Origin of the sequence: Curvibacter soli, assembly GCF_029211125.1 — a bacterium.
Lineage (GTDB): Bacteria > Pseudomonadota > Gammaproteobacteria > Burkholderiales > Burkholderiaceae_C > Curvibacter_A > Curvibacter_A soli.
The window spans coordinates 73,844-95,044 of the sequence record NZ_JARGEN010000018.1 but is presented as its reverse complement, the minus strand read 5'-3'; the positions used below and the strand labels follow the sequence as shown (position 1 = coordinate 95,044).

Here is a 21,201-nt window from a genome sequence, read left to right as displayed (position 1 = left end):
CGACAATCCCTCACATCGATATGACGTGAGGAGATGGCGATGGGTTTGGCCATGGCGTGGCTCTGCGCATCCCTTGCCCGCCAACAGCATTCGGGGGAAAGCAGCGCGGGCTATCGATGCTCAGATGCCGTTTCCAGGTTCAATGAAAACGCGGGCCTTGCGCGGTGTCAACACCAGCGTCTCGCCCTCGCGCAAACCGAGATCCCTGAACTGCTGCGCTGGAATCTGCGCTTCGATCAGGGACTCGCTGGCGGGATTGTCCGCCAGTTTGTTGTCGTCCGCGGCGGTAAGTTCCAGCCGTGCTATCGGGCCGACGACGATGGCGCGCGTGAGCTGCGCCACGATGCCGCGCGGCTGCCCCTCGGCGTCGATGTTGGCGCCGGGCGCATAGCGCTGCACGTCCAGGTCGTGCGGGCGCACGTAGGCATAGGCCTTGGCGTCGCGCACGCCGTCGTATTCGGGCGACTTGATGCGGATGCCTTCGACCTCCACCTCCCCTTCGCGGGCGCGTCCGTGGAACAGGTTCACGTCGCCCAGGAAGCCGTAGACGAAAGGACTCGCAGGATGGTCCCACACATCTTGCGGCGAGCCGACCTGCTCGATCTGGCCCTTGTGGATGACCACCACGCGGTCGGCCACTTCGAGCGCTTCTTCCTGGTCGTGGGTGACGAAGATGCTGGTCACGTGGAGTTCGTCGTGCAGGTGGCGCAGCCAGCGGCGCAGTTCCTTGCGCACCTTGGCGTCCAGCGCTCCGAAGGGTTCGTCGAGCAGCAGCACCTTGGGCTCGACCGCCAGCGCGCGCGCCAGGGCGATGCGCTGGCGCTGGCCACCTGAAAGCTGCGAGGGGAAGCGGTCGGCCAGCCAGTCGAGTTGCACGAGCTTGAGCAAGTCATGCACTTTCTTCCTGATCTGTTCTTCGCTCGGGCGCTGGCCGCGCGGCTTGACGCGCAGGCCGAACGCAACGTTCTCAAATACCGTCATGTGGCGAAACAGCGCGTAGTGCTGGAACACGAAGCCGACCTGGCGGTCGCGCACATGCACGTCGGTGGTGTCTTCGCCCGAGAACAGGATGCTGCCCGCATCGGGCACTTCCAGGCCGGCAATGATGCGCAGCAGCGTGGTCTTGCCACAGCCCGACGGCCCCAGCAGCGCAATGAGTTCGCCCGAGTGGATGTCCAGGCTCACGTCGCGCAGCGCCCTGAATTCGCCGAACTGCTTGCTGACGTTGCGGATTTCGATGCTCATGTCGGTTCTTTCTTCTTCATGCCGCCGGCTGCAGCGCGGTGGGGCGCTCGGGCGGCAGGTTGGCCGCGGCCTTCAGCTCCTGCTCGCTGCGCCACTCGGCCACCGACTTGATGACCAGCGTGACCAGAGCCAGGATCGCCAGCAGCGAAGCCACGGCGAACGCGGCCACCGACTGGTATTCGTTGTAGAGAATTTCCACGTGCAGCGGGATGGTGTTGGTTTGCCCGCGGATGTGGCCCGACACCACCGAGACGGCGCCGAACTCTCCCATGGCGCGCGCATTGCACAGGATCACGCCGTACAGCAGGCCCCACTTGATATTGGGCAGCGTGACTTTCCAGAATGTCTGCCAGCCCGTGGCGCCCAGCACCATGGCGGCCTGCTCCTCTTCGCTGCCCTGGGCCTGCATCAGCGGGATCAGTTCTCGCGCGATGAACGGGAAGGTCACGAACACGGTCGCCAGCACGATGCCCGGTATGGCGAAGATGATCTTGGTGTCGTGCGCCTGCAGCCATGGACCCAGCCAGCCCTGGGCGCCGAACAGCAGCACATACATCAGGCCCGCCACCACAGGGGAGACCGAGAACGGCAAGTCCACCAGCGTGGTCAGCAGCGCCTTGCCGCGGAACTCGTACTTGGCGATGGCCCAGGCCGCCGCCACGCCGAACACCAGGTTCAGCGGCACGGAAATGGCCGCCGTGATGAGCGTGAGGCGGATGGCGCTCCAGGCATCGGGCTCGCGCAACGCGTCGAAGTAGGCGCCGGCGCCCTTGCGCAGCGCCTCGGTGAACACGGCGGCCAGCGGCAGCACAAGGAACAGCCCCAGGAAGAGCAGCGCCGCGCCGATCAGCGTATTGCGTACCCACGGGGCCTCGGTGGTGCCGGCCTGGCTGCGCCGGACGGTGCGCGTGCGGCTCATGCCAGGCCCCCGGCATGGCGGCGCTGCCAGGCCTGCAGCGCATTGATGACGAGCAGCAGCGCGAAGGCAAACACCAGCATCACCACGGCTACGGCGGTCGCGCCGGCGTAGTCGTATTGTTCGAGCTTGCCGATGATGATGAGCGGCGTGATTTCGGAAATCATCGGCATGTTGCCGGCAATGAAGATGACGGAGCCGTATTCGCCGATGGCGCGAGCGAAGGCCATGGCGAAGCCCGTGAGCAGAGCCGGCGTGATGGAGGGCAGGATGACCTTGGTGAAAGTCTGCCAGCGCGTAGCGCCCAGGCAGGTGGCGGCTTCTTCCAACTCCTTCTCGGAATCTTCCAGCACGGGCTGCACGGTGCGTACCACGAAAGGCAGCCCGATGAAGATCAGCGCGATCACCACACCCGCGGGCGTGAAGGCCAGCCTGATGCCCAGCGGCTCCAGGTATTGGCCGACCCAGCCGTTGCCGGCCAGCAAGGCGGTGAGCGAAATGCCCGCCACGGCGGTGGGCAGCGCGAACGGCAGGTCCACCAGGGCATCGACGATCTTCTTGCCGGCAAACTTGTAGCGCACCAGCACCCATGCAACCAGCAGGCCGAACACCAGATTGACGAGCGCCGCAATCAGCGATGCGCCAAAGGTCAGCCGGTACGAGGCCAGTACGCGCGGTGACGTCACCGCCACCCAGAACTGTTCCCAGGTCAGGGTAAAGGTCTTGAGGAACAGCGCCAGGAACGGCAGCAGCACGATGAGGCTGAGGTAGAACAGCGTGTAGCCCAGCGTCAGGCCGAAGCCCGGCAGCACCTTGCGGGCACGCTGCCGGGTGGGCGCCGCCCGCAGGGGCGGCGCCGTGGAGGTGATGGCGGTCATTCGCTGCCTTACTTGGCGGGCACGTAGAGCTGATCGAACTGGCCACCGTCGTTGAAGTGGACTTTCTGCGCCTCGCCCAGGCTTCCGAACAGTTCCTGCACCGTGAAGAGCTGCAGCGGCTTGAAGGTTTTGGCGTATTTCTTCAGCACCGCCGACGAGCGCGGGCGCAGTGCATGCTTGGCGGCGATCTCCTGCCCTTCCTCGGAATAGAGGTAGTCCAGATAGGCCTTGGCGACTTCGCCCGTGCCCTTCTTGGCCACGGTGCGCTCCACCACGGCCACCGGATTCTCGGCCTGGACGCTGATCGACGGGTAGATGGCATCGACCTTGCCGGTGCCGAATTCGCGGTCGATGGACACCACTTCCGACTCGAACGTGATCAGCACGTCACCGATGTTGCGCTGCAGGAAGATGGTGGTGGCGTCGCGACCGCCCTTGCCGAGCACGGGCACGTTCTTGAACAGCTTGCCCACGAACTCCGCCGCCTGCGCGTCGGTGCCGCCCTTCTTCTTCACATAGCCCCAGGCAGCCAGGTAGGCGTAGCGGCCATTGCCCCCGGTCTTGGGGTTGACCACCACGACCTGGATGCCGGGTTTGGTCAGGTCGTCCCAGTCCTTAATGCCCTTGGGATTGCCGTTGCGCACCAGGAACAGCATGGTGGACGTGGTGGGCGCGGCATTGTCGGGGAAGCGCTTGCTCCAATCCTTGGCCACCACGCCAGCGTTGGCGAGGAAGTCGATGTCGGTGGTGGTGTTCATCGTCACCACGTCGGCATCGAGTCCGTCGGCCACGGCACGCGCCTGGGCGCTGGAGCCGCCGTGCGACTGGTCGATCTTGATATCCTTGCTGGTGGTCTTCTTGTAGTGGTCGATGAAGGCTGCGTTGTAGTCCTTGTAGAACTCGCGCGCCACGTCGTAGGAGGCGTTGAGCAGCGGCGTGCCCTGGGCGGACGCAGCGGTGCCGGCTGCCAGCAACACGGTGGCAAGGAGTGTCTTCAATCGAGGATTCATGCTGTTTCCAGAGGGGGAGAGAAAAGAGAGGCGGCCACGCGCTCGTCGCCGGCGAGCGACTGCAGCAGCGCCTGGCCCAGCGGCCATTCGCCGTGGCCGGATTCGACGTTGATATGGCCAGCATCGGGCAGGCGCACGAACTCGCTGCCCCAGGCCCGCGCGTAGGCGCCCGTAAGCCGGATGGGGCAGTACGGATCGTTCGTACTGCCGACGACGATGCTGCGGTACGGCAGGCGCGCGTAAGGCACGGGAGCGAAGTCATTGAGCACCGCACGGCGTTCGGGGTCGGCGGGCGCCACGAGCAGTGCCCCGCGGACACGCCGCGCCACCGCCTCGGACACATGCGCCGTGGCGATGCAGCCCAGGCTGTGGGCCGCGATCACCACCGGCTCGGGCGCTTCGAGCACCATGCGCTCGATGGCCGCGACCCAGGCCGCGCGGGTGGGCGTGATCCAGTCGTCCTGTACCACGCGGCGGGCCGTGGGCAGGCGCTCGGCCCACAGCGTCTGCCAGTGGCCGGGGCCGGAATCACGCCAGCCCGGCACGATGACGATGGAAGCATGCGCCATACGATGCGTGAGCAGCGGCAGCTTATTTGTTGGGCTGCGGCGTGAGGCGCAGGTAGGGGCGCACGGCGTTGAAGCCCTTGGGGAAGCGCTGCGCCAGTTCTGCCGGGTCTTGCACGCTGGGCACGATGACCACGTCGTCGCCGTCCTTCCAGTTGGCGGGCGTGGCGACCTTGTAGTTGTCGGTGAGCTGCAGCGAATCGATGACGCGCAGGATCTCGTCGAAGTTGCGCCCCGTGCTGGCTGGGTAGGTGATGGTGGCGCGCACCACGTGCTTGGGATCGATGATGAATACGCTGCGCACCGTGGCGGTGGTGGAGGCGTTGGGGTGGATCAGATCGTAGAGCGTGGCGACCTTCTTGTCGGCGTCGGCCAGGATCGGGAAATTGACCGTGGTGTGCTGGGTCTCGTTGATGTCGCCGATCCACTTCTTGTGGCTATCCACCGGGTCCACGCTGATCGCGATGGGCTTGACGCTGCGCTTGGCGAACTCGCCCGACAGCGCCGCCGTCTTGCCCAGTTCGGTCGTACAGACCGGCGTGAAGTCGGCAGGGTGCGAGAACAGCACCACCCATGAACCACCCGCCCAGTCGTAGAAATGGATGGTGCCTTCACTGGATTCCTGGGTGAAATCGGGGGCCGTATCGCCGAGTCTGAGAGTTGTCATGGTCGCTCCTTGGATGCAATGAGTGATGATTGTCCCAAGAGCCGCTTACAACGCAAAAGAATATATTTTTGTTAATTTATTTTGTTTTTTGCATATAAAGCCGTCAAAAAAAGAGCTCGGTGGCTCTTTTTGCGTCCGGCGGGTCCGCAGAACTCAGGCCGCGTGCTTTTTCACCCACGCCGCATACTGGTTCACCCATTTCTGCAGGAATTCCTTGGTGCCGGGATTGGCGATGTGCCCGGCGCCGTCGAATAGGTCTTCCTTGGCCTGCAGGAAAAGCTCGGGCTGGCCCAGCGTCGGCATGTCCAGGTATGCCAGCACGTTGCGCAGATGCTGCTGCGCCAGTGCCGTACCGATGGCACCAGGCGAGATGCCCACCACGCCGGCTGGCTTGCCACCCCATGCGCTCTGCCCGTAGGGGCGCGAGCCATGGTCCAACGCGTTCTTCAGCACGCCGGGAATGGAGCGGTTGTATTCGGGCGTGACGAAAAGCACGCCTTGCGCGCCCGCAACCTCGCTCCTCATCCGCTGGACGGATACGGCCTGGTTGCCATCGTCGTCCTGGTTGTAAAGCGGCAGGTCGTCAATGCGCACATGCTCGAATGTAAATTCCGCAGGCGCCAATGCCGCCAACGCGAGCGCGAGCTTCCTGTTGAACGAATCCTTGCGCAAACTGCCGATGACGACAGCGATTTTGAACTGGCTCATGCTTGGTACCTCCTGATGCCCCGGGCTGCGCACCATACGCCGCCCACTGCGGCGCGATTATGCGAGGACATCGCCGGCAGCGCTGTAGGAATTCGCCGCTGGCGCTGTACGTCAATCGTCGTCGCCCGCGTCCAGCCCTGGAAACAGCACGTCGGTGAAGCCGAAGCGCGTGAAGTCGCGCACGCGCATGGGATAGAGCATGCCGGCTAGATGGTCGCACTCGTGTTGCACCACGCGCGCGTGGAATCCCTCCGCAACACGATCAACGGGCATGCCCCCGGTGTCGAAGCCCGCATAGCGGATGCGCGCGAAGCGTGGCACCACGCCACGCAGACCCGGCACCGACAGGCAGCCCTCCCAGCCGTCCTCCTCTTCGTCGGACAAAGGCGTGATCGTGGGATTCAGCAGCACCGTGCGCGGCACGACGGGTGCGCCCGGATAGCGCGGGTTGGGCTCGTCGGTGCCAAAGATCACCACCTGCAGGTCCACGCCGATCTGCGGAGCCACCAGCCCGGCGCCGTTGGCCGCACGCATGGTGTCGTCCATATCAGCCACCAGCGCCTGCAGTTCCGGTGTACCGAATGTCCGCACCGGCTGGCTAACGCGCAGCAGGCGCTGGTCGCCCATCTTGAGAATCTCGCGCACTGCCATGGTCAGGACGTGCGGCGCGCATCAGGTATCGCCGCAGGCGTGGAGGATGGTCTGGGATCGTCGGCCAGCAAGTCGGCCTCGTCGCTGCTCAGCACGCCGCCTTGCTGCGCCTTCTGGAGCACGGCCAGGGCCTGCTCCATGCGTGCGATGTCTTGCTGGCGCACCGCGATGTCGTGCTGTACCGCAGCCAGTTCCTGGCGCCGCGCTTCCACATCGCGGCCCAATGCGGCAAGACGCAGGCGCTCGGCGCCCAGGCCGCGGTGCTCGGCCCAGGCCTGACGGCGCTCGGCCAGTATCTGCTGGTTCCACACCGCCACCATGGGGTCTGGCGCCGTGACAGGCAGGCGTCCGAGCGCAGCGGGGTCGAGTCCCTCCACGGGCCGTTCGCGCCCCGTGGCGGCGAGTCGACGACTCGTGGAGAACTGCTCGCGCAACGCCGCGAACTTGCGCCGCAACTCGGCAGCCTCGCGGTCGAGCGCATGCAGTTGCTGCCAATTGCCCACGATGTCGCTGTAGTAGTTGCAGCGGCCCATCCAGTGCGCCCGCTGGCGCGTGGCTTCGGCCAGCTTTTCCTTGTCGCCGCTGTCGCGTGCCATGGTGATGCGGATATCGAGTTCGGCGAGCGCCTCGGGCATGCAATGAACTTCCTGCGCCCTGCCCCACGTCGCTCCCATGCACAGCACGGCACCCAGAGCCAGGGCAGCAGAATGGCGGTAGAAATATTCTCGACGGCGCATGCCCATCCTCCTGTTTGCTGTTGGCTTGGAGCCGGTATGTGGCATGGCTGCAGAGTGTAGCGCTGCCGCTCATTGCAAGGCAGGCCATGCGCACGCCTCCTCATCGCATTCATCTAAACAGCATGTCCGAGTCCTGCCAGTCATCCACCGACACGCGCGCGGACTCCGCACGACGCAGCGGGCATGAAGGTGAGGGTGAGACGGCTCGTCGCCAATGTTCGTGCCGGTTTGCGCCATATCCAGGAGACCGCGCCGCAGTTGGGCAAAGCCCAGCGCTGGTACGCCTTGGTGCGCTACATCGTTGAACGAATACTGGCCTTTCAGCCAAAACCGAACCCATTGCCGCCAGCATTGCAGAGTGGGTAACTGAGGAAAATAGGTTCATGTTCTTGTCCGCATATGCATGACCCTGTCGCGAAAATGGCCGGGGCCCATGCGCCAAGGGTGTACCATATGCACTGTAGACATGTGCAAGACCGTCACTCCTAGGTCTCTCTTCAGTATCTCCCGGCGTCGCCGGCGAGTTCCAGTCGAATTCCCCATCGATGATTTTCTTGGCGTCTCTGCGTGGAAGCCGCATGTAGCGGCTGCTATACCCTGAAAGGAATCGATATGACGACACAAACAGGAACCGTGAAATGGTTCAACAACGACAAGGGCTTCGGCTTCATCGCCCCCGACAACGGCGGTAAGGATCTGTTCGCGCATTTCCGCGAAATCCAGAGCGACCAGGGCTTCAAGACCCTGGTCGAAAGCCAGCGCGTCCAGTTCGAAGTGACCGAAGGCGCCAAGGGGCCGCAGGCGTCGAACATCCGCCCGGCCTGAGTGGAATGCGCGGGGCTTCGGCCCCGTTGATGAGTTGCAAGAATCGCGGCATGTCCGCGATTCTTTTTTTGGGGAAGGGGCCGCCATGAAGAACCTGCAGGAAGCCACCGAGCGGATATGCGAGATAAAGGGCGGGTTGGTGGCGCTCGATGCGCTGATTCCCGCTCTGCTGGAGGCATTGCCGCAGACGGCGCATGCCGATCTGCGGCGGCTCTTCGAGGCGCATGCAGAGGCCGCCCGCACGGCACTGCTACACGCCCCCATTTCCGAGCATGCCATCGCCGCCTTCGAGCGTGACGTGCGCCGCACGAATGCGGTGCTCGATGGCATAGGTTCCGGCAGCATGCCCCCGCAGCGGGCTGCGGTGGAGGCGGTGCTGTTGACGACCACCCGCGTGCGCACCTTCGACGGCCTGCGCGCCATGACGAACGCGAGCGGGTTCTTCTTCCAGCGAGACGAGCGCCTGTACCTGGTCACGAGCCTGCATGTGCTGCGAGACGAGGCAAGCTGCCATTTCCCCGGCCGCATCGAGGTGGAACTGCACGACGATGCGCACGACCTCACGCGCTGCACCAGCCTGTCGATACTGCTCTACCGCAATGGCATGCCCGGCTGGCGCCAGGGCGGCGACAGCGCTGGCCCGGTGGATGTGGCGGTGGTGGAAATCAACAGGGAGGCGCTGCCTGCGTCGTGCGTCCTGCGTGCCTTCACGCCTGCGCATCTGCCCTTGGCAGGCGCGGAAATCGAGGTCGGCAGTTCGCTGGCGATCGTGGGGTTTCCTTTGGGTTTCCACGATACGGTCCATCATTTGCCGGTGGTGCGGCAAGCCGCCGTCGCCTCGGCGTTCGGCATCCGGTTCCAGGGGCAGGGGCAGTTCTTGACCGATGCCCGCACCCACCGGGGCAGCAGCGGCGCACCCGTGCTGCTGCGCGATGCTGGCGCATCCGCCGCTGGAGGGGATGAACTGCCCTGGAAATTGCTGGGCGTGCATTCCATGCGCATGGACATGAGCCACCGCGATCTGCTGCGCGACGAGTCGCTGGGGCTGAACTGCGCCTGGTATGCCGACATCCTGCTCGCGCTGACCGAGCCGGCGCAGGCGGGCATCGCTGCATGAAACCAGCCAGCGACATGGCTTGGCGATTCAGCGCTGCGAGTTGAAGGGGCCGGGCGAGCGCGCGTTGTCGAGGTGGCGGAAGTTGATCCGGCCCTTGGTCAGGTCATAGGGCGACAGTTCGAGCGATACCTTGTCGCCCGCGAGGATACGGATGCGGTGCTTGCGCATCTTGCCCGCCGTATAGGCCACCAGTTCGTGGCCGTTCTCCAACTTCACGCGGTAGCGTGAGTCGGGCAACACTTCGGCGACGACGCCGCGCATTTCAATCAGATCTTCTTTGGCCATATGTGCCGCTTTCATGGGTATGGGCATCGGGGATGCCTGGGTCCGCCCGGTCACTGGACAGGCTGCGCGGGGCAGCCTGAACACCGTGGAGTACGGCGATGGAAAGGGCGGGGATAAAAAAGATCTGCCTCCACAACCGGGCAAGGCGCGATCCGCTACGCGATGAGAGAGATTGACTGGCCGGTGCCGCCACGGAGCGGGCATCATCCTCGTGCGAGGAAACGGGAGGGCAAGGTCGCAGACGCAAGCGCGGGATTTTACCATTGCTCGCATATCCGCGTTGCTCCGCCCACCCAGGCCCCGCCGTTCAGCCCAGCCGCAGTGGCTGGGCGTAGCCGGTCATTTCCAGGTAGCCCCGCCCCACGGCGCGGCCTTGCGCGTCGTGCAGATCGCTCAGGCCCTCCCAGTAGACCGCGCCCGTGGTGGCGCGGCTGTCGAGTTCCTGGTCGTCGAGCAGCGCCTCCGCGGCGAACGTGCCAGCGGGCGTTGCCACCACCCAGGCCACCGGGTAGCGCGCGCCGGTGGCCGCGCTGATCCAGTGCCGGCGTGGGGTGAAGGCCACATCTGCAGGTCCGAATACCTGCGTTGCCGCCTGCGCGCCAGCGCGAAACGAGCCGCCGGCCCAGAGCGCCGTGCCGTCGCGGCGGCGCAGGCGAAAGGCCGTCAGCGCGCCACCGCCTTGCAGGTTCATGCCGATCCAGTCCCAGCCCACTGCCTCGGGGTGCAGCAGTTCCTCGCTCCATTCATGGTCCAGCCAGGCGCGGCCGTGGTCGACCCCGGCCAGCGCGAACCGCTGGCCTCGCAGCGTCACCGCGCCATTCGCGACCAGTTGGGGCTCGCTGTAGTAATAGCTGACCTGCGCCGCCTGAGGTCCCTTGCGCGAGAGCCCAGCCTCGCCTTGCGGCAGCACGGGCTGCGTGGCGTCGAATGCCAGGTCGAGCGTGAAATCCTGCGCCGGCAGCAGCGCCCGGTAGCGGCTGCGGCCCCCGACATCTATCGTGCGTGCCAGCGACCAGTCGCGCAGCCGCACCGCCGTGTCGGCTTCGTCCGCTTCGGCCACGCCGAAGCCCGCCCGCGCGATGCGCTGGTCGTGCCATAGCCGGCGGCCCTGCACGTCCGTCAGCGCGGCGTGGGCGAACAGCAACTGCCGCGCCGCGAACGCCGAGCGCAGGCCCTGCGCCGCATCCACGCGCGCGCGAAAGAACGTGAGCTGGAAGCCGAACAGGCGCTGCGGCTCCTGCCGCGCCGCGGCCCAGCCGGTCAGGTACCACCACTCGGTGCGCAGCCCGGGGTGGCTGCCGAAGTCGCGCGGAAAGGCCAGCGCGCGGGCCGGCAGCGCCTGGGCGGATGGCGCCAGGCCCAGCCCGCCCAGCGCCATGCCCGCGAGCACGGCGCGCCGGTGCCAGGGCAGGCGGTTCACGGCGCCCCGCGCGCCCGCGGCACCAGCAGTGCGCGCGCCAACCGGCCCAGCAGCCACAGCAGGAGCAGCGGCAGGGCCACCGTCTGCAGCACGAACACGACGATCAGGTCCACCATGCGCGCCACTGCCTGTTCCGCGGCCTGCTTGAGCTGTGCATAGCGCTGGCCCATGTCCATGCCTTCGGCGGCGCGGTCCCACCACTGGCGCAGGCGCTGGCCCAGGCCGCCGGCTTCGGGCGGCGCGTCCTGCGTCTGCAGCGCGCCGATCCGCTGCTGCGACTGCGCCACCACCGCCTGACCCGCCTCGTAGCGCTCGTGCATGAAAAGCCGGAACGCCGCATCGCTGCCCAGCGCCGCCACCGGCACGGCAAAGCGCACCAGCAGCAGACCCAGCAGCAGCCGCGACAGCCACGCCGGCGCGCCCACCGCGCGCCGCCACAGGCAGGCGGCCCAGGCCAAGGCCAGCAGCGTCAGCGCCAGCGACACGGCCCAATACCCGCCGATGGCGATCAGCAGCTTCTGCACGCCGAACGACACGCTGGCCACCAGCATGACGCTGGAGAACTGCTCCACCAGATCCTTCACCGGCGCGAGCGCCTGGCCCACCGCCAGCGTCGTGCCCACACCCGCGGGCTGCACGGCCAGTTGCGTACCCTGCGCCACGGACACCACGGCGTTCAGCGCGCGCGCGGTGGCAAAACTGGCCAGCGCGCGCTGCAAGCCCGCATCGGTCTGGCGCGCGGCGGCGGCGTCGAGCGCGCCGAGCCATGCGGCCAGCACGCAGACGGCCAGCGCCATGGCGAGCGGAATGCGCCAGCATGCGGGTGCCGCGGAATACGGGGACGAGGAAGACATGGGGCCATTATTGGCACGGCTTACGCAAAGCGGGTTCATGCAAGGCGTCTGCCCAAGGGCCTTGTTTGCGTGTAAGTCCCAATTGGGCAGGCCCCGTGTTCACCAATCCTCCTTTACCGCCAGCACCGCATCCCGTCCCGCTGCCGCACGCCCGGCGGCCCAGGCCGTGGCCGTACCGGCGGCTACCACGGCCACGCACAGCGCGCCCAGGCGCGGCCAGGGCAGGGCGAGGTCCATGGTCCAGTGGAAGCTCTGCGGGTTGACCACATGCACCAGCACCACGCTCACGGCCAGCCCCAGGCCCAGGCCGGCCAGCGCGCCGATGGCCGTCCAGGCCGCACCTTCGCCGGCCACCACGGCCAGGATCTGCCCGCGCGTGAGGCCCAGGTGCGCCAACAGGCCAAACTCCTTGCGCCGCGCCAGCACCTGCGCGCTGAAGCTCGCCGCCACCCCGAACAGGCCGATGCCCATGGCCACGAACTGCAGCCAGGTGGTGATGACGAAGCTGCGGTCGAAGATGCGCAGCGAATTCGCGCGGATTGCCGCGCTCGACGTCAGTTCCAGCGCATCGCCGTCCAGGCCGGCACCGGCTGCGGCGGCGCGCACGGTGGACTGCACCCGCGCCGCATCCGCGCCCGGCGCGATCCACAGTGCCACGTCGGTGGCGCGCGCATCGCCGCTCAGGCGCTGGTAGTCGCGCGCATCGATGGCGATGGCGCCGAACTGCCGCGCATAGTCGCGCCATACGCCTGCTACGAAAAAAATAGCTGCCCCCGCTTGTATCGCCTGCGCTGGAGGCCCAAAAGCCTTGGAAATTTCGGGCCAGTCCGCGCCGGGCCGGGCGCCGTACAGGCTCACCATGGGCTCGCTCACGTAGATGCCGATGCGCCCCGGCGGCACGGGCAGCGGCGCGCCCTGCAGCGGCAGCGTGCGCGCCGGGTCGTCCAGCGCGCGCGCCACCAGCGCCACGGTGGGGCGCGCGGGGTCGAGCTGCAGCGCGCGCACGCGCAGCGTGGCCGTGCGCGCCACGCCGGGCAGGCGGCCCAGCGCGTCCACGAACGCGGGGGCGAAGCCGGGGCCATCGGCTGCGGTGTCGCGCACGTACAGGTCGGCGGGCAGCACCACATCGAGCCAGCGCGCCACCGAGTCTCGGAAGCTTGCCACCATCACCGTCAGTGCCACGGCCAGCGCCAGGCTGGCCACCACGCCGCTCACGGCCACGGCGGCGCTTTCGCGCATGCGGCGGGCGCGCTCCACGGCCAGCAGCGGCAGCGGGCGCTGCGCGACGTGGGGGGCGAGACGGTCGTACACCAGCGCCACCAGCGGCGGCAGCGCCGCTATGCCGCCTACCAGCAGCAGACCGACCGACAGATAGGCGCCCAGCGGTACGCCGTATATGGGCGGCGCCAGCGCCAGCAGCGCGCCCGTGGCCATGAGCGCGGAGCCCAGCGCCGCGCCGTGCGCCGTGCCCGCTGCGCTGCCGGCATCCGTGGCACCCAGCCCCTTGAGCGTCTGCGCGGGCGGCAGCCGCGCGGCACGGCGCGCGGGCCACCAGCCGCCCGCCAGCGCGGCGGCCAGGCCCAGCGCGGCGTACAGGCCCGCAGTGCCGGCGCTCCAGTGCAGGCGTGGCGCCACGCCCTGGAAGTAGCCGCCGCCCAGGTCGCTGCCCAGCAGGCGCAGCGCCAGCGCGGCCAGCGCCGTTCCCAGTGCCACGCCCAGCAGGCTGCCCGACGCGCCCAGCGCCAGCGATTCGGCCAGCACCAGCCGCAGCCGCTCGCGTGGCGTGAGCCCCAGCACCGCGAACAACGCGAACTGCTGCGCACGCTTGGCCACGCCCAGCGACAACACCGAGAACACCAGGAACGCGCCCGTGAACAGCGCCACCAGCGCCAGCACCGTAAGGTTGACGCGGTAGGCGCGCGAGAGGTTGTCCATGCGCTCGACCGCCGCGCCGGGCGCATCGAAGTCGATCTCGCGCGGCCAGCCCGGCTGCGCGCGCAGCGCGGCGGCAAAGGCCGCGCCGTCGGCGCCGGGCGCGAGCCGCACATCGATGCGCGAAAGCCGGCCCAGGCGGCCAAACAGGTCCTGCGCGGCGCCGATGTCCATCACCGCGAGCGGCGCGCCGCTCGCGGCCACCGTGCCTGCCACCTGCACCGCGTGGGCGGGGCCGGTGCCTTCCCGCAGATCCAGTAGTGCGGGCAGCCGCGCCGCGTCCAGGCCCAGGGCGGCGATGGCGGGCGCGTTGAGGAAGACGGTGGCGGGCGCGAACAGGGCGTAGCGCCCCGCGTTCGCCACCGGGCGCGGCAGCAACTCGGGCGCCAGCGCGGGCAGGGCGAGCGCGTCGGCGCCCACCAGGCGCAGCGGCACGCTGGTTGCGGCTGGGCCGGTGGCGGCAACAGCGGATGCCCACACCGCAATGTCGAGCACGGGTGCGGCCCATGCCACCTGCGGCTGGCGCGCCGCTTCGGCGAACCACCGCTCGTCGAACGAGCCCTGCGCGGAACGCAGCACCACGTCGGGCTGGCCGCCCGTGGTGCGCACGGCGCTGGCAAATTCGTCGAGCGCCGAGGCGTTGATCAACTGCACCGCCAGCGCCAGCGCCACGCCCAGCATGATGGCCGCCACGGCGGCGCCGTTGCGCCAGGGGTGGCGGCGCAGTTCCTGCCAGGAGAAAGTGCGAAGGAGCGCGAGCATGGCGGGCCATTGTGCCGCCCGCATGTTTGCGCTGCGTCAAACGCAAGTCGCCTGACCCTTGATAAACCGAGCGGATGCAGCCATATATGAGGCATGCAGGAGCGTCGTGCTCTTGCGTTTTTTCAGATTGAAAAGGAGATTATCGATGAATGCATTGACATCCCGTGGCGGTTTCCTCGACGAGTTCTTCCGCGACTTTTCCCCTGGCTTCTACGTGCGCCCGCTGCATGGCGAGCCGCTGCCCGCGCAGATCCGCGTGGACGTGAAAGAAAGCGCCGATGCCTACACCGTGCATGCCGAAGTGCCCGGCGTGAAGAAGGAGGACATCGACGTTGCGCTCGACGGCAACGTGGTCACTCTGCGCGCCGAGGTGCAGCAGCAGGACAGTCAGACCCAGGGCGACAAGGTGCTGCGCAGCGAGCGCTACTACGGCGCCGTCTCGCGCACGCTGCAGTTGCCCGCCGACATTGACACGGCCCATGCATCGGCCAAGTATGACAATGGCGTGCTCACGCTCACGCTGCCCAAGAAGGTCGGCGGCGGCAGGCAGCGCCTGGAGATCCAGTAGCCACCGGCACACTGCCCGGGCGCGGGGTCAGCGGCGCAGCTTGGGCGGCCCCAGGGTTCCATGAGCCTGTCCGCGGCCTCGCGCCCACCCAGGCCGAACGAAAGCGCCACCGCCACCGCGATGGCGCGCCGAGCGTAAGGCCGAAGGCCGCCTGCACGATTTCGTTGGCGATGCCCATGACGCGCAGGCCCATGGTGATCGCACGATGTCGCCGCCGAAGCTGGTGCAGGTGGTCACCATATCGCTCACCTGGTGGAAGCCGAACTGCCCTGCCGGCAAGCGTGGCGGGCTCAGGCTGGCGTGGCGGGCACGATGCCGTCACCGCGCAGCCGCAGCACGCGGTCCGCGCGCCGCGCTGCGGCGCCCGAATGCGTAACCAGCACCAGCGCCGCGCCGTGCCCGCGCGTCTCGCGCACCAGCAGGTCCATCACCTGCGCCGCCGTGCCGGGATCGAGGTTGCCCGTGGGCTCGTCGGCCAGCAGCAGGGCGGGGCGGTGCACCAGCGCGCGGGCGATCGCCACGCGCTGCAACTGCCCGCCGCTCAACTGCTGCGGCAGGCGCGCGCCCAGGCCATGCAGACCCACGGCGTCGAGCATGGCCTGCACGCGCGCGTCGTCGGGCCGGTGCAGCAGCAGGAGCGGCAGCGCCACGTTTTGCGCCACGTCGAGGTGCGGCAGCACGTGGAAGGCCTGGAACACGAAGCCCACGTGTGCACGGCGCCAGCGGGCGCGGGCGTCGCCGTCCAGCGCGCCGATGCCGGTGCCGCCATGTGCGACCGTTCCCGCGTCCCAGGTGTCCAGCCCGGCCAGGCAGTTGAGCAGCGTGGATTTGCCCACGCCCGAGTCACCGACGATGGCGACGAACTCGCCGGGCGCCACGTCCAGGTCGACATTGGCGAACACCGTGGCGTCGCCATAGCGCTTGGCCAGGCCCCGCACCTGCAGTGAGTGCGGCGCCATCGCCGTCATGCGCGCTGCTCCAGCAGGCGCTCCACGGCATGCACCGTTTGCGCCACCGCGTCGTCGGCGTCGCTGGCGATCACGGTGCGCTGCGGCATGCCGCGCAGCCAGGTGATCTGGCGCTTGGCCAACTGACGCGTGGCGGCGATGCCGCGCTCGCGCAGCTCCTCCATCGGCCACGGGCCGTCCAATCCGCGCGCCCCGTGGGTGTCCAGGAATTCCCAAGCCTGGCGGTAGCCCACGCAGCGCATCGACGGCAGGGCCGCGGACAAATCGCCGCGCGCGCGCAGCGCCCGCACTTCGTCGAGAAAGCCCTCGGCCAGCATGGCGTCGAAGCGCCGCGCGATGCGCTCATGCAGCCAGGCGCGGCTCGCGGGCTCCAAGGAAAAAATGGCTCCAGCGCTTGCAGAACCTGCGCTAGCAGCTCTTTTTTCGATAGCATGGAAGTGCGACAACGGCTGCCCTGCGATGCGCCAGACCTCCAGCGCGCGCTGGATGCGCTGGCTGTCGCCGGGGGCCAGCCGCGCGGCGGTGGACGGGTCCACGCGCGCCAGCTCGGCGTGCAGCGCGGGCCAGCCGCGCAGGGCGGCCTCGGCGTCGATGGCGGTGCGCACGGCGGGGTCGGCGGGCGGCATGTCGTGCAGGCCTTCCGTCAGCGCCTTGAAGTACAGCATGGTGCCGCCCACCAGCAGCGGCAGCGCGCCGCGCGCGCGGATCTCTGCGATGAGCCGCCGCGCGTCGGCCGCGAACTCCGCTGCGCTGTAGCGCTCGCGCGGGTCCAGGATGTCGATCAGGTGGTGCGGTGCCGCCGCGCGCTCTGCCGGCGTGGGCTTGGCCGTGCCGATGTCCATGCCGCGGTACACCAGGGCCGAATCGACACTGACGATCTCCACCGGCATGCCGCGCGCGCCCAGCCGCTCGGCGATCGCCAGCGCCGCCGCCGTCTTGCCCGAGGCCGTCGGCCCGGCCAGCGCGATGGCCGGCAGCCCCGGCTCAGTCACGCGGCTCGCCATGCTGCTGCACGAGCGTCCAGGCGCAGGCCGTGAGCATCATGAAGAAGCCGTTGCGCGCCGACGCCGTGCCCGCCGCCCGCGGGAACGGCCCCACCACGCCGCTCTGGCCGCAGGGCTGGTACAGGTCGTCGCACACGATGGCGCGCCCGCACATCACCGCCGCGCCGATGCCGGGCGCCAGCACGCAGCCCAGCGATGCAAAGGTATAGGCGGCCACGCCCCAGAGCAGGATGGGGCGGCGCCCGAAACGGTCCGACAGCGGCCCCCACGCCAGTTGCGAGACGCCGAAGGCCAGCATCAGTGCGCTGAGCGTGAGCTGCGCCTGCGACACCGTGGTGCCCAGCCCTTCGGTGAGCTGCGGCAGCGCGGGCAGGTAGATGTCGGTGGTGATGGGCTGGATGCCCAGCAGCAGCGCCAGCACGAGGATGACGAGCCCTGGCGGCATGGCGGCGGCCGGACGTTCACCGGCGGTGGGGGACACGGGGGACATGCGCGGGAGGGTAGCAGACGCGGCATGTCGACCGGCCCGCTGTTGTTTGGGGCCTGCTCATAGGCTTCGGTGCGGCAGCCCCGGAACGTCAGGCTTCGCGGTGCCAATGGATGCGAGACAACGATATCCATGGATATGGATTCCATAGTCGCGAGGATTTGCAACGCCGCCATGCGTCAAAAGGCGCGGTTTTATGTGCTGCTTAGCGTTGAGCACTGCACTAGCGCATGCCGAAAAGCTGCGTGATCGCCTGCCGGTACTGCGACTGCCCCACCGCGTTGGTGTTGAAGTGCGAGCCGCCTTCCACCAGCAGGAACTGCTTGCGCCCCGTGGCCGCGTCGAACAGCTTGCGGCCCAGCGATGGGGGAATGGTGGAGTCGTTCGTGCCGTGCACCACGAGCAGTGGCGAGCCGATGCCGCGCACCTTGCTCTGCGAGTCGAAGCGCTGCGTGATCAGCGGCGACAGCGGCAGCCAGCCCCACTTATAGCTGCTCACCACGTCGGAAATGCTGGTGAACGTGCCTTCCACCATCACGCCGGCCTCGTCGCGCACGCTGGACGCCAGGTCGATGGCGATGGCGCCGCCCAGCGAGTGGCCGAAGATGTAGCGTGGCCGGCCGGGGTACTTTGTGGCGAGCCAGTCCCAGGCGGCGCGGGCGTCCTCGGCGGCGGTGGCCTCGGAGGGCAGACCCGGCGAGCTTTTGCCGAAGCCGCGGTAGTCGATGGCCAGCACCGAAAAGCCCATCTGCTGCATGCGCCGCATGCGGCCCGAGGAGCCTTCCACGTTCCAGCGCGCGCCGTGCAGGTACAGCAGCACGGGGGTCTGCGCGGGCGTGGGCGGCAGCGGGGCGCTGGCCTGGGTAGTCGTGGCGGTGCCGCCGGGCAGGATCGCCGTGGCCTCGCTGCCCACGGCGGACATCAGGTCGGTGCCTTCGGCGGCGGCGGGCGCGGCGGCGGCGATCCACAGCGCGTGCAGCCGTGCGTCCTGGCCAGTGGCCTGGGAGTGGAAGTCGATCCACACGCCATCCATGCCCTCGGCATCGGCGGCGCTGTTGCCCCAGGCGGTGTCGCTGGGCTGGAAGATCCATTCGCGCTGCTTGTCGTCGAGCGTGGCGCAGCCCGCGAGCGCCGCCACGGCGACCGCGCAGCAGCCGAGTGTGACGGGCCAATGCCAGCGTTTCATGGTGTGGAGTGAGTCGTTGGGCCGATAAAAAGTTCGCCCGCGGGCAGGACTGCGACGCTGTTTTACATGTGCGTCGGCGGAAACTGCTGCAAGAATCGCACCCGTTGGCGCGGCGCCGCCGTCAACGCCCGCGCAGGAACAGCGTGTCGAGGTCGCCGATGCTCAACTGCCGCCAGGTGGGCCGGCCATGGTTGCACTGGTCGGAGCGCTCGGTTACTTCCATCTGCCGCAGCAGGGCGTTCATCTCGTCGATGGTCAGGCGGCGGTTGGCGCGCACGGCGCCGTGGCAGGCCATGGTGCCGAGTATCTCGTTGCGCGCGCGCCGCACCACGGTGCTGGCGTCGTGCGCGGCCAGTTCGGCCAGCACGCTGCGCGCCAGCGCCACCGGGTCGCCCTGCGCCAGCGTGGCGGGCACGGCGCGCACGGCCAGGGTCTTGGGCGAGAACGGCACCACTTCGAGCCCCAGCGTGTGCAGCACTTCGGCGCCGGCCTCGGCGGTGGCGACCTCGGTCGGCGTGGCGGCGAAGGTGGCCGGGATCAGCAGCGGCTGGCTCGCCAGTCCTTGCGCCGTGTCCACCTGCGTCTTGAGCCGCTCGTAGACGATGCGCTCGTGCGCGGCGTGCATGTCCACGATGACCAGGCCCTGCGTGTTCTCGGCCAGGATGTAGATGCCGTGCAGTTGGGCCAGCGCGCGGCCTAATGGCCAAGCGCCGTCGCTGTCCTCGCGGGCGGTTTCTGCGCCTTCGCGGCCCAGGTGCGCGCTGCTGCCGGCATCGCCATCGGGCACGCCGCGCGGCTGCCACAGCGCGGCCAGGTCTTCCACCCTGTTGCCGATGGCGGAGGGAGGCTCGTATGCTCTTAGATTGATAGCTGCCTGCGCCCATTTTTCCTGCGCTGGAGCCGTTTTTTGTTCATATTCCTGCGGCGGCGCGGCGGTGGGCAGCAGCGGCACGCCCGCGCCAGCCCGCGGCGCGGCCAGGGCGTTTTCCACGGCGTGGCGCACGGCCTGGTGCACCTCGCGGCTGTCGCGAAAGCGCACCTCGATCTTGGTGGGGTGCACGTTCACGTCCACGCGCGCGGGGTCGATGTCGACGTACAGCGCGTAGACCGGCTGGCGCTGGCCGTGCAGCACGTCCTCGTAGGCGCTGCGCGCGGCGTGGGTTAGCACCCTGTCGCGCACGTAGCGGCCATTGACGTAGCAGAACTGCCAGTCGGCGCGCGCGCGCGCCGCGTCCGGGATGCCCACGCGGCCCGTTACCGTGACCGGGCCCGCGCTGTGGCGCAGCGGCACCGATTGCGCGATGAATTCCTCGCCCAGCACGTCGGCCAGCCGCCGCGCCAGCGCATCGCCGCCCGCGAGCGGCTGGGCGCGCCACTGCTCCACCAACCGGCCTTCGTGCCAAATGGCGAAACCCACATCGGGCCGCGCCAGCGCGTGGCGGCGCACGGATTCGACGCAGTGGGCCAGCTCGGTAGCGTCGGTCTTCAGGAACTTGCGCCGCGCGGGGGTGGAGAAGAACAGCTCCTTCACCTCCACCGTGGTGCCGGTGCCGCGCGCGGCGGGCCGCAGCTCGCCGCTGCGCGCGTCGAGCAGAAAGGCACTGGCCTGGCCTTCGGAGCGCGAAAGCAGGGACATCTCGCTCACCGAGGCGATGGCCGCCAGCGCCTCGCCGCGGAAACCCATGGTGGCCACGGATTCGAGATCCGCCAGGCTGGCGATCTTGCTGGTGGCGTGGCGGCGCAGGGCCAGCGGCAGTTCCTCGCGCGCGATGCCGTCGCCGTCGTCCTCCACGCTGATGAGCCGCACGCCGCCCGCCAGCAGCCGAACGGTGACCTGCGCGGCGCCGGCATCGAGTGCGTTGTCCACCAACTCGCGCACCACGGACGCGGGGCGCTCCACCACTTCGCCGGCGGCGATCTGGCTGACCAATTCGTCAGGCAGGTCGCGGATGGGACGGCGGACGGCGGGCGGCGTCAGGGGGGGCATGGCGGCGTTCACGGCAGGGATTGTGCTCCATGCAGGGGTTTCCAAGTCAGCCCAGATTCAGGGTTGCGCGCAGGTGAAGCGGGCTGCAAGGTTGGCGTTCACCTCGTGGGTGAGAGCGCCATGCGCCTGCCAGCACCGCGCTCGGGGCGCCATGCGGCGTTGCTTTTCCTTGCGGGCAGTAAGTAGCCCGCCGCGCCGTCTCCCTTGCAGGGCGCAGGCCTGCCGGAGACAGGCCTTCTTCGCGCTGTCCAACAGCACGCAGGTGCTGTTGGAGCCGCAGCGCGGCACCCCGATCACGGCACCGGCAGGCGCATCCAACTGCCGTTTCCAGGTTGAAGAACGCCAAACCGCAGTTGAGTCAACCGAAAAACTGAAGAAGCCCAATATCCATGCGGGTTTCCCAAGACTTCAAGTGACAGCAGAGCAGT

The 21,201-nt window shown here is 68.4% G+C and carries 21 protein-coding genes; 3 read left to right on the top strand and 18 right to left on the bottom strand.

Features of this window, described 5'->3' with window-relative positions; all coding sequences use genetic code 11:
- Window positions 1–120 precede the first annotated feature (120 nt).
- The 9 genes from PY257_RS04510 to PY257_RS04470 form a co-directional block, all read right to left on the bottom strand.
- Window positions 121–1,245 (bottom strand): sulfate/molybdate ABC transporter ATP-binding protein, encoded by a 1,125-nt coding sequence (locus PY257_RS04510; protein WP_275739283.1) that lies wholly within the window; start codon window positions 1,243–1,245, stop codon window positions 121–123.
- 16 nt (window positions 1,246–1,261) lie between these two features.
- A complete protein-coding gene (gene cysW, locus PY257_RS04505) occupies window positions 1,262–2,164 on the bottom strand; it encodes a sulfate ABC transporter permease subunit CysW (protein WP_275739281.1) in 903 nt (300 codons plus the stop codon).
- Window positions 2,161–3,039 carry a sulfate ABC transporter permease subunit CysT gene (gene cysT, locus PY257_RS04500; protein WP_275739279.1) on the bottom strand — a complete coding sequence of 293 codons (879 nt, stop codon included), beginning with the start codon at window positions 3,037–3,039 and terminating at the stop codon, window positions 2,161–2,163. The genes cysW and cysT overlap by 4 nt, the downstream gene beginning before the upstream one ends.
- Before the next feature lie 8 nt (window positions 3,040–3,047).
- Window positions 3,048–4,049 (bottom strand): sulfate ABC transporter substrate-binding protein, encoded by a 1,002-nt coding sequence (locus PY257_RS04495; protein WP_275739277.1) that lies wholly within the window; start codon window positions 4,047–4,049, stop codon window positions 3,048–3,050.
- Window positions 4,046–4,618: an RBBP9/YdeN family alpha/beta hydrolase gene (locus tag PY257_RS04490; protein WP_275739275.1), complete on the bottom strand. Its 573-nt coding sequence runs from the start codon at window positions 4,616–4,618 to the stop codon at window positions 4,046–4,048. The genes PY257_RS04495 and PY257_RS04490 overlap by 4 nt, the downstream gene beginning before the upstream one ends.
- Before the next feature lie 22 nt (window positions 4,619–4,640).
- Window positions 4,641–5,282, bottom strand: coding sequence for a peroxiredoxin (locus tag PY257_RS04485; protein ID WP_275739273.1), 642 nt, complete (start codon window positions 5,280–5,282; stop codon window positions 4,641–4,643).
- A gap of 153 nt (window positions 5,283–5,435) precedes the next feature.
- Window positions 5,436–5,990, bottom strand: coding sequence for an NADPH-dependent FMN reductase (locus PY257_RS04480; RefSeq protein ID WP_275739271.1), 555 nt, complete (start codon window positions 5,988–5,990; stop codon window positions 5,436–5,438).
- A 111-nt stretch (window positions 5,991–6,101) separates the two neighbouring features.
- Entirely contained in the window at window positions 6,102–6,641 is a 540-nt protein-coding gene (def, locus tag PY257_RS04475) for a peptide deformylase (protein ID WP_275739269.1), read from the bottom strand.
- 2 nt (window positions 6,642–6,643) lie between these two features.
- Complete coding sequence (locus PY257_RS04470; RefSeq protein ID WP_275739267.1) at window positions 6,644–7,276, bottom strand: hypothetical protein; 633 nt, start codon at window positions 7,274–7,276, stop codon at window positions 6,644–6,646.
- 714 nt (window positions 7,277–7,990) lie between these two features.
- Between PY257_RS04470 and cspE the strand changes: the two genes are divergently transcribed.
- Window positions 7,991–8,203 carry a transcription antiterminator/RNA stability regulator CspE gene (gene cspE, locus PY257_RS04465; protein WP_275739265.1) on the top strand — a complete coding sequence of 71 codons (213 nt, stop codon included), beginning with the start codon at window positions 7,991–7,993 and terminating at the stop codon, window positions 8,201–8,203.
- A gap of 85 nt (window positions 8,204–8,288) precedes the next feature.
- Entirely contained in the window at window positions 8,289–9,320 is a 1,032-nt protein-coding gene (locus tag PY257_RS04460; protein ID WP_275739263.1) for a trypsin-like serine peptidase, read from the top strand.
- A gap of 27 nt (window positions 9,321–9,347) precedes the next feature.
- On the opposite strand, the gene infA is transcribed toward PY257_RS04460, so the two are convergent.
- From infA to PY257_RS04440, 4 genes are all read right to left on the bottom strand, one after another.
- Window positions 9,348–9,605 (bottom strand): translation initiation factor IF-1, encoded by a 258-nt coding sequence (gene infA / locus PY257_RS04455; RefSeq protein ID WP_275739261.1) that lies wholly within the window; start codon window positions 9,603–9,605, stop codon window positions 9,348–9,350.
- Window positions 9,606–9,912: 307 nt separating this feature from the next.
- Entirely contained in the window at window positions 9,913–10,983 is a 1,071-nt protein-coding gene (locus tag PY257_RS04450; RefSeq protein WP_275739303.1) for a lipocalin-like domain-containing protein, read from the bottom strand.
- 38 nt (window positions 10,984–11,021) lie between these two features.
- Entirely contained in the window at window positions 11,022–11,879 is an 858-nt protein-coding gene (locus PY257_RS04445) for a hypothetical protein (RefSeq protein WP_275739258.1), read from the bottom strand.
- 99 nt (window positions 11,880–11,978) lie between these two features.
- A complete protein-coding gene (locus PY257_RS04440; RefSeq protein WP_275739256.1) occupies window positions 11,979–14,573 on the bottom strand; it encodes an ABC transporter permease in 2,595 nt (864 codons plus the stop codon).
- Between the two features lie 145 nt (window positions 14,574–14,718).
- Here PY257_RS04440 and PY257_RS04435 point away from each other — a divergent pair, with 145 nt between their 5' ends.
- A complete protein-coding gene (locus tag PY257_RS04435) occupies window positions 14,719–15,141 on the top strand; it encodes an Hsp20/alpha crystallin family protein (RefSeq protein WP_275739254.1) in 423 nt (140 codons plus the stop codon).
- 290 nt (window positions 15,142–15,431) lie between these two features.
- On the opposite strand, the gene PY257_RS04430 is transcribed toward PY257_RS04435, so the two are convergent.
- From PY257_RS04430 to mutL, 5 genes are all read right to left on the bottom strand, one after another.
- Window positions 15,432–16,109, bottom strand: coding sequence for an ABC transporter ATP-binding protein (locus PY257_RS04430; RefSeq protein WP_419095654.1), 678 nt, complete (start codon window positions 16,107–16,109; stop codon window positions 15,432–15,434).
- Complete coding sequence (gene miaA / locus PY257_RS04425; RefSeq protein WP_419095653.1) at window positions 16,106–17,113, bottom strand: tRNA (adenosine(37)-N6)-dimethylallyltransferase MiaA; 1,008 nt, start codon at window positions 17,111–17,113, stop codon at window positions 16,106–16,108. The genes PY257_RS04430 and miaA overlap by 4 nt, the downstream gene beginning before the upstream one ends.
- Window positions 17,094–17,603, bottom strand: a complete 510-nt coding sequence (locus PY257_RS04420) for an MFS transporter (protein WP_345799234.1) — start codon at window positions 17,601–17,603, stop codon at window positions 17,094–17,096. The genes miaA and PY257_RS04420 overlap by 20 nt, the downstream gene beginning before the upstream one ends.
- Before the next feature lie 220 nt (window positions 17,604–17,823).
- Window positions 17,824–18,786, bottom strand: a complete 963-nt coding sequence (locus PY257_RS04415) for an alpha/beta hydrolase (RefSeq protein ID WP_275739250.1) — start codon at window positions 18,784–18,786, stop codon at window positions 17,824–17,826.
- Window positions 18,787–18,907: 121 nt separating this feature from the next.
- Entirely contained in the window at window positions 18,908–20,773 is a 1,866-nt protein-coding gene (gene mutL, locus PY257_RS04410; RefSeq protein WP_275739248.1) for a DNA mismatch repair endonuclease MutL, read from the bottom strand.
- Window positions 20,774–21,201: the final 428 nt, after the last annotated feature.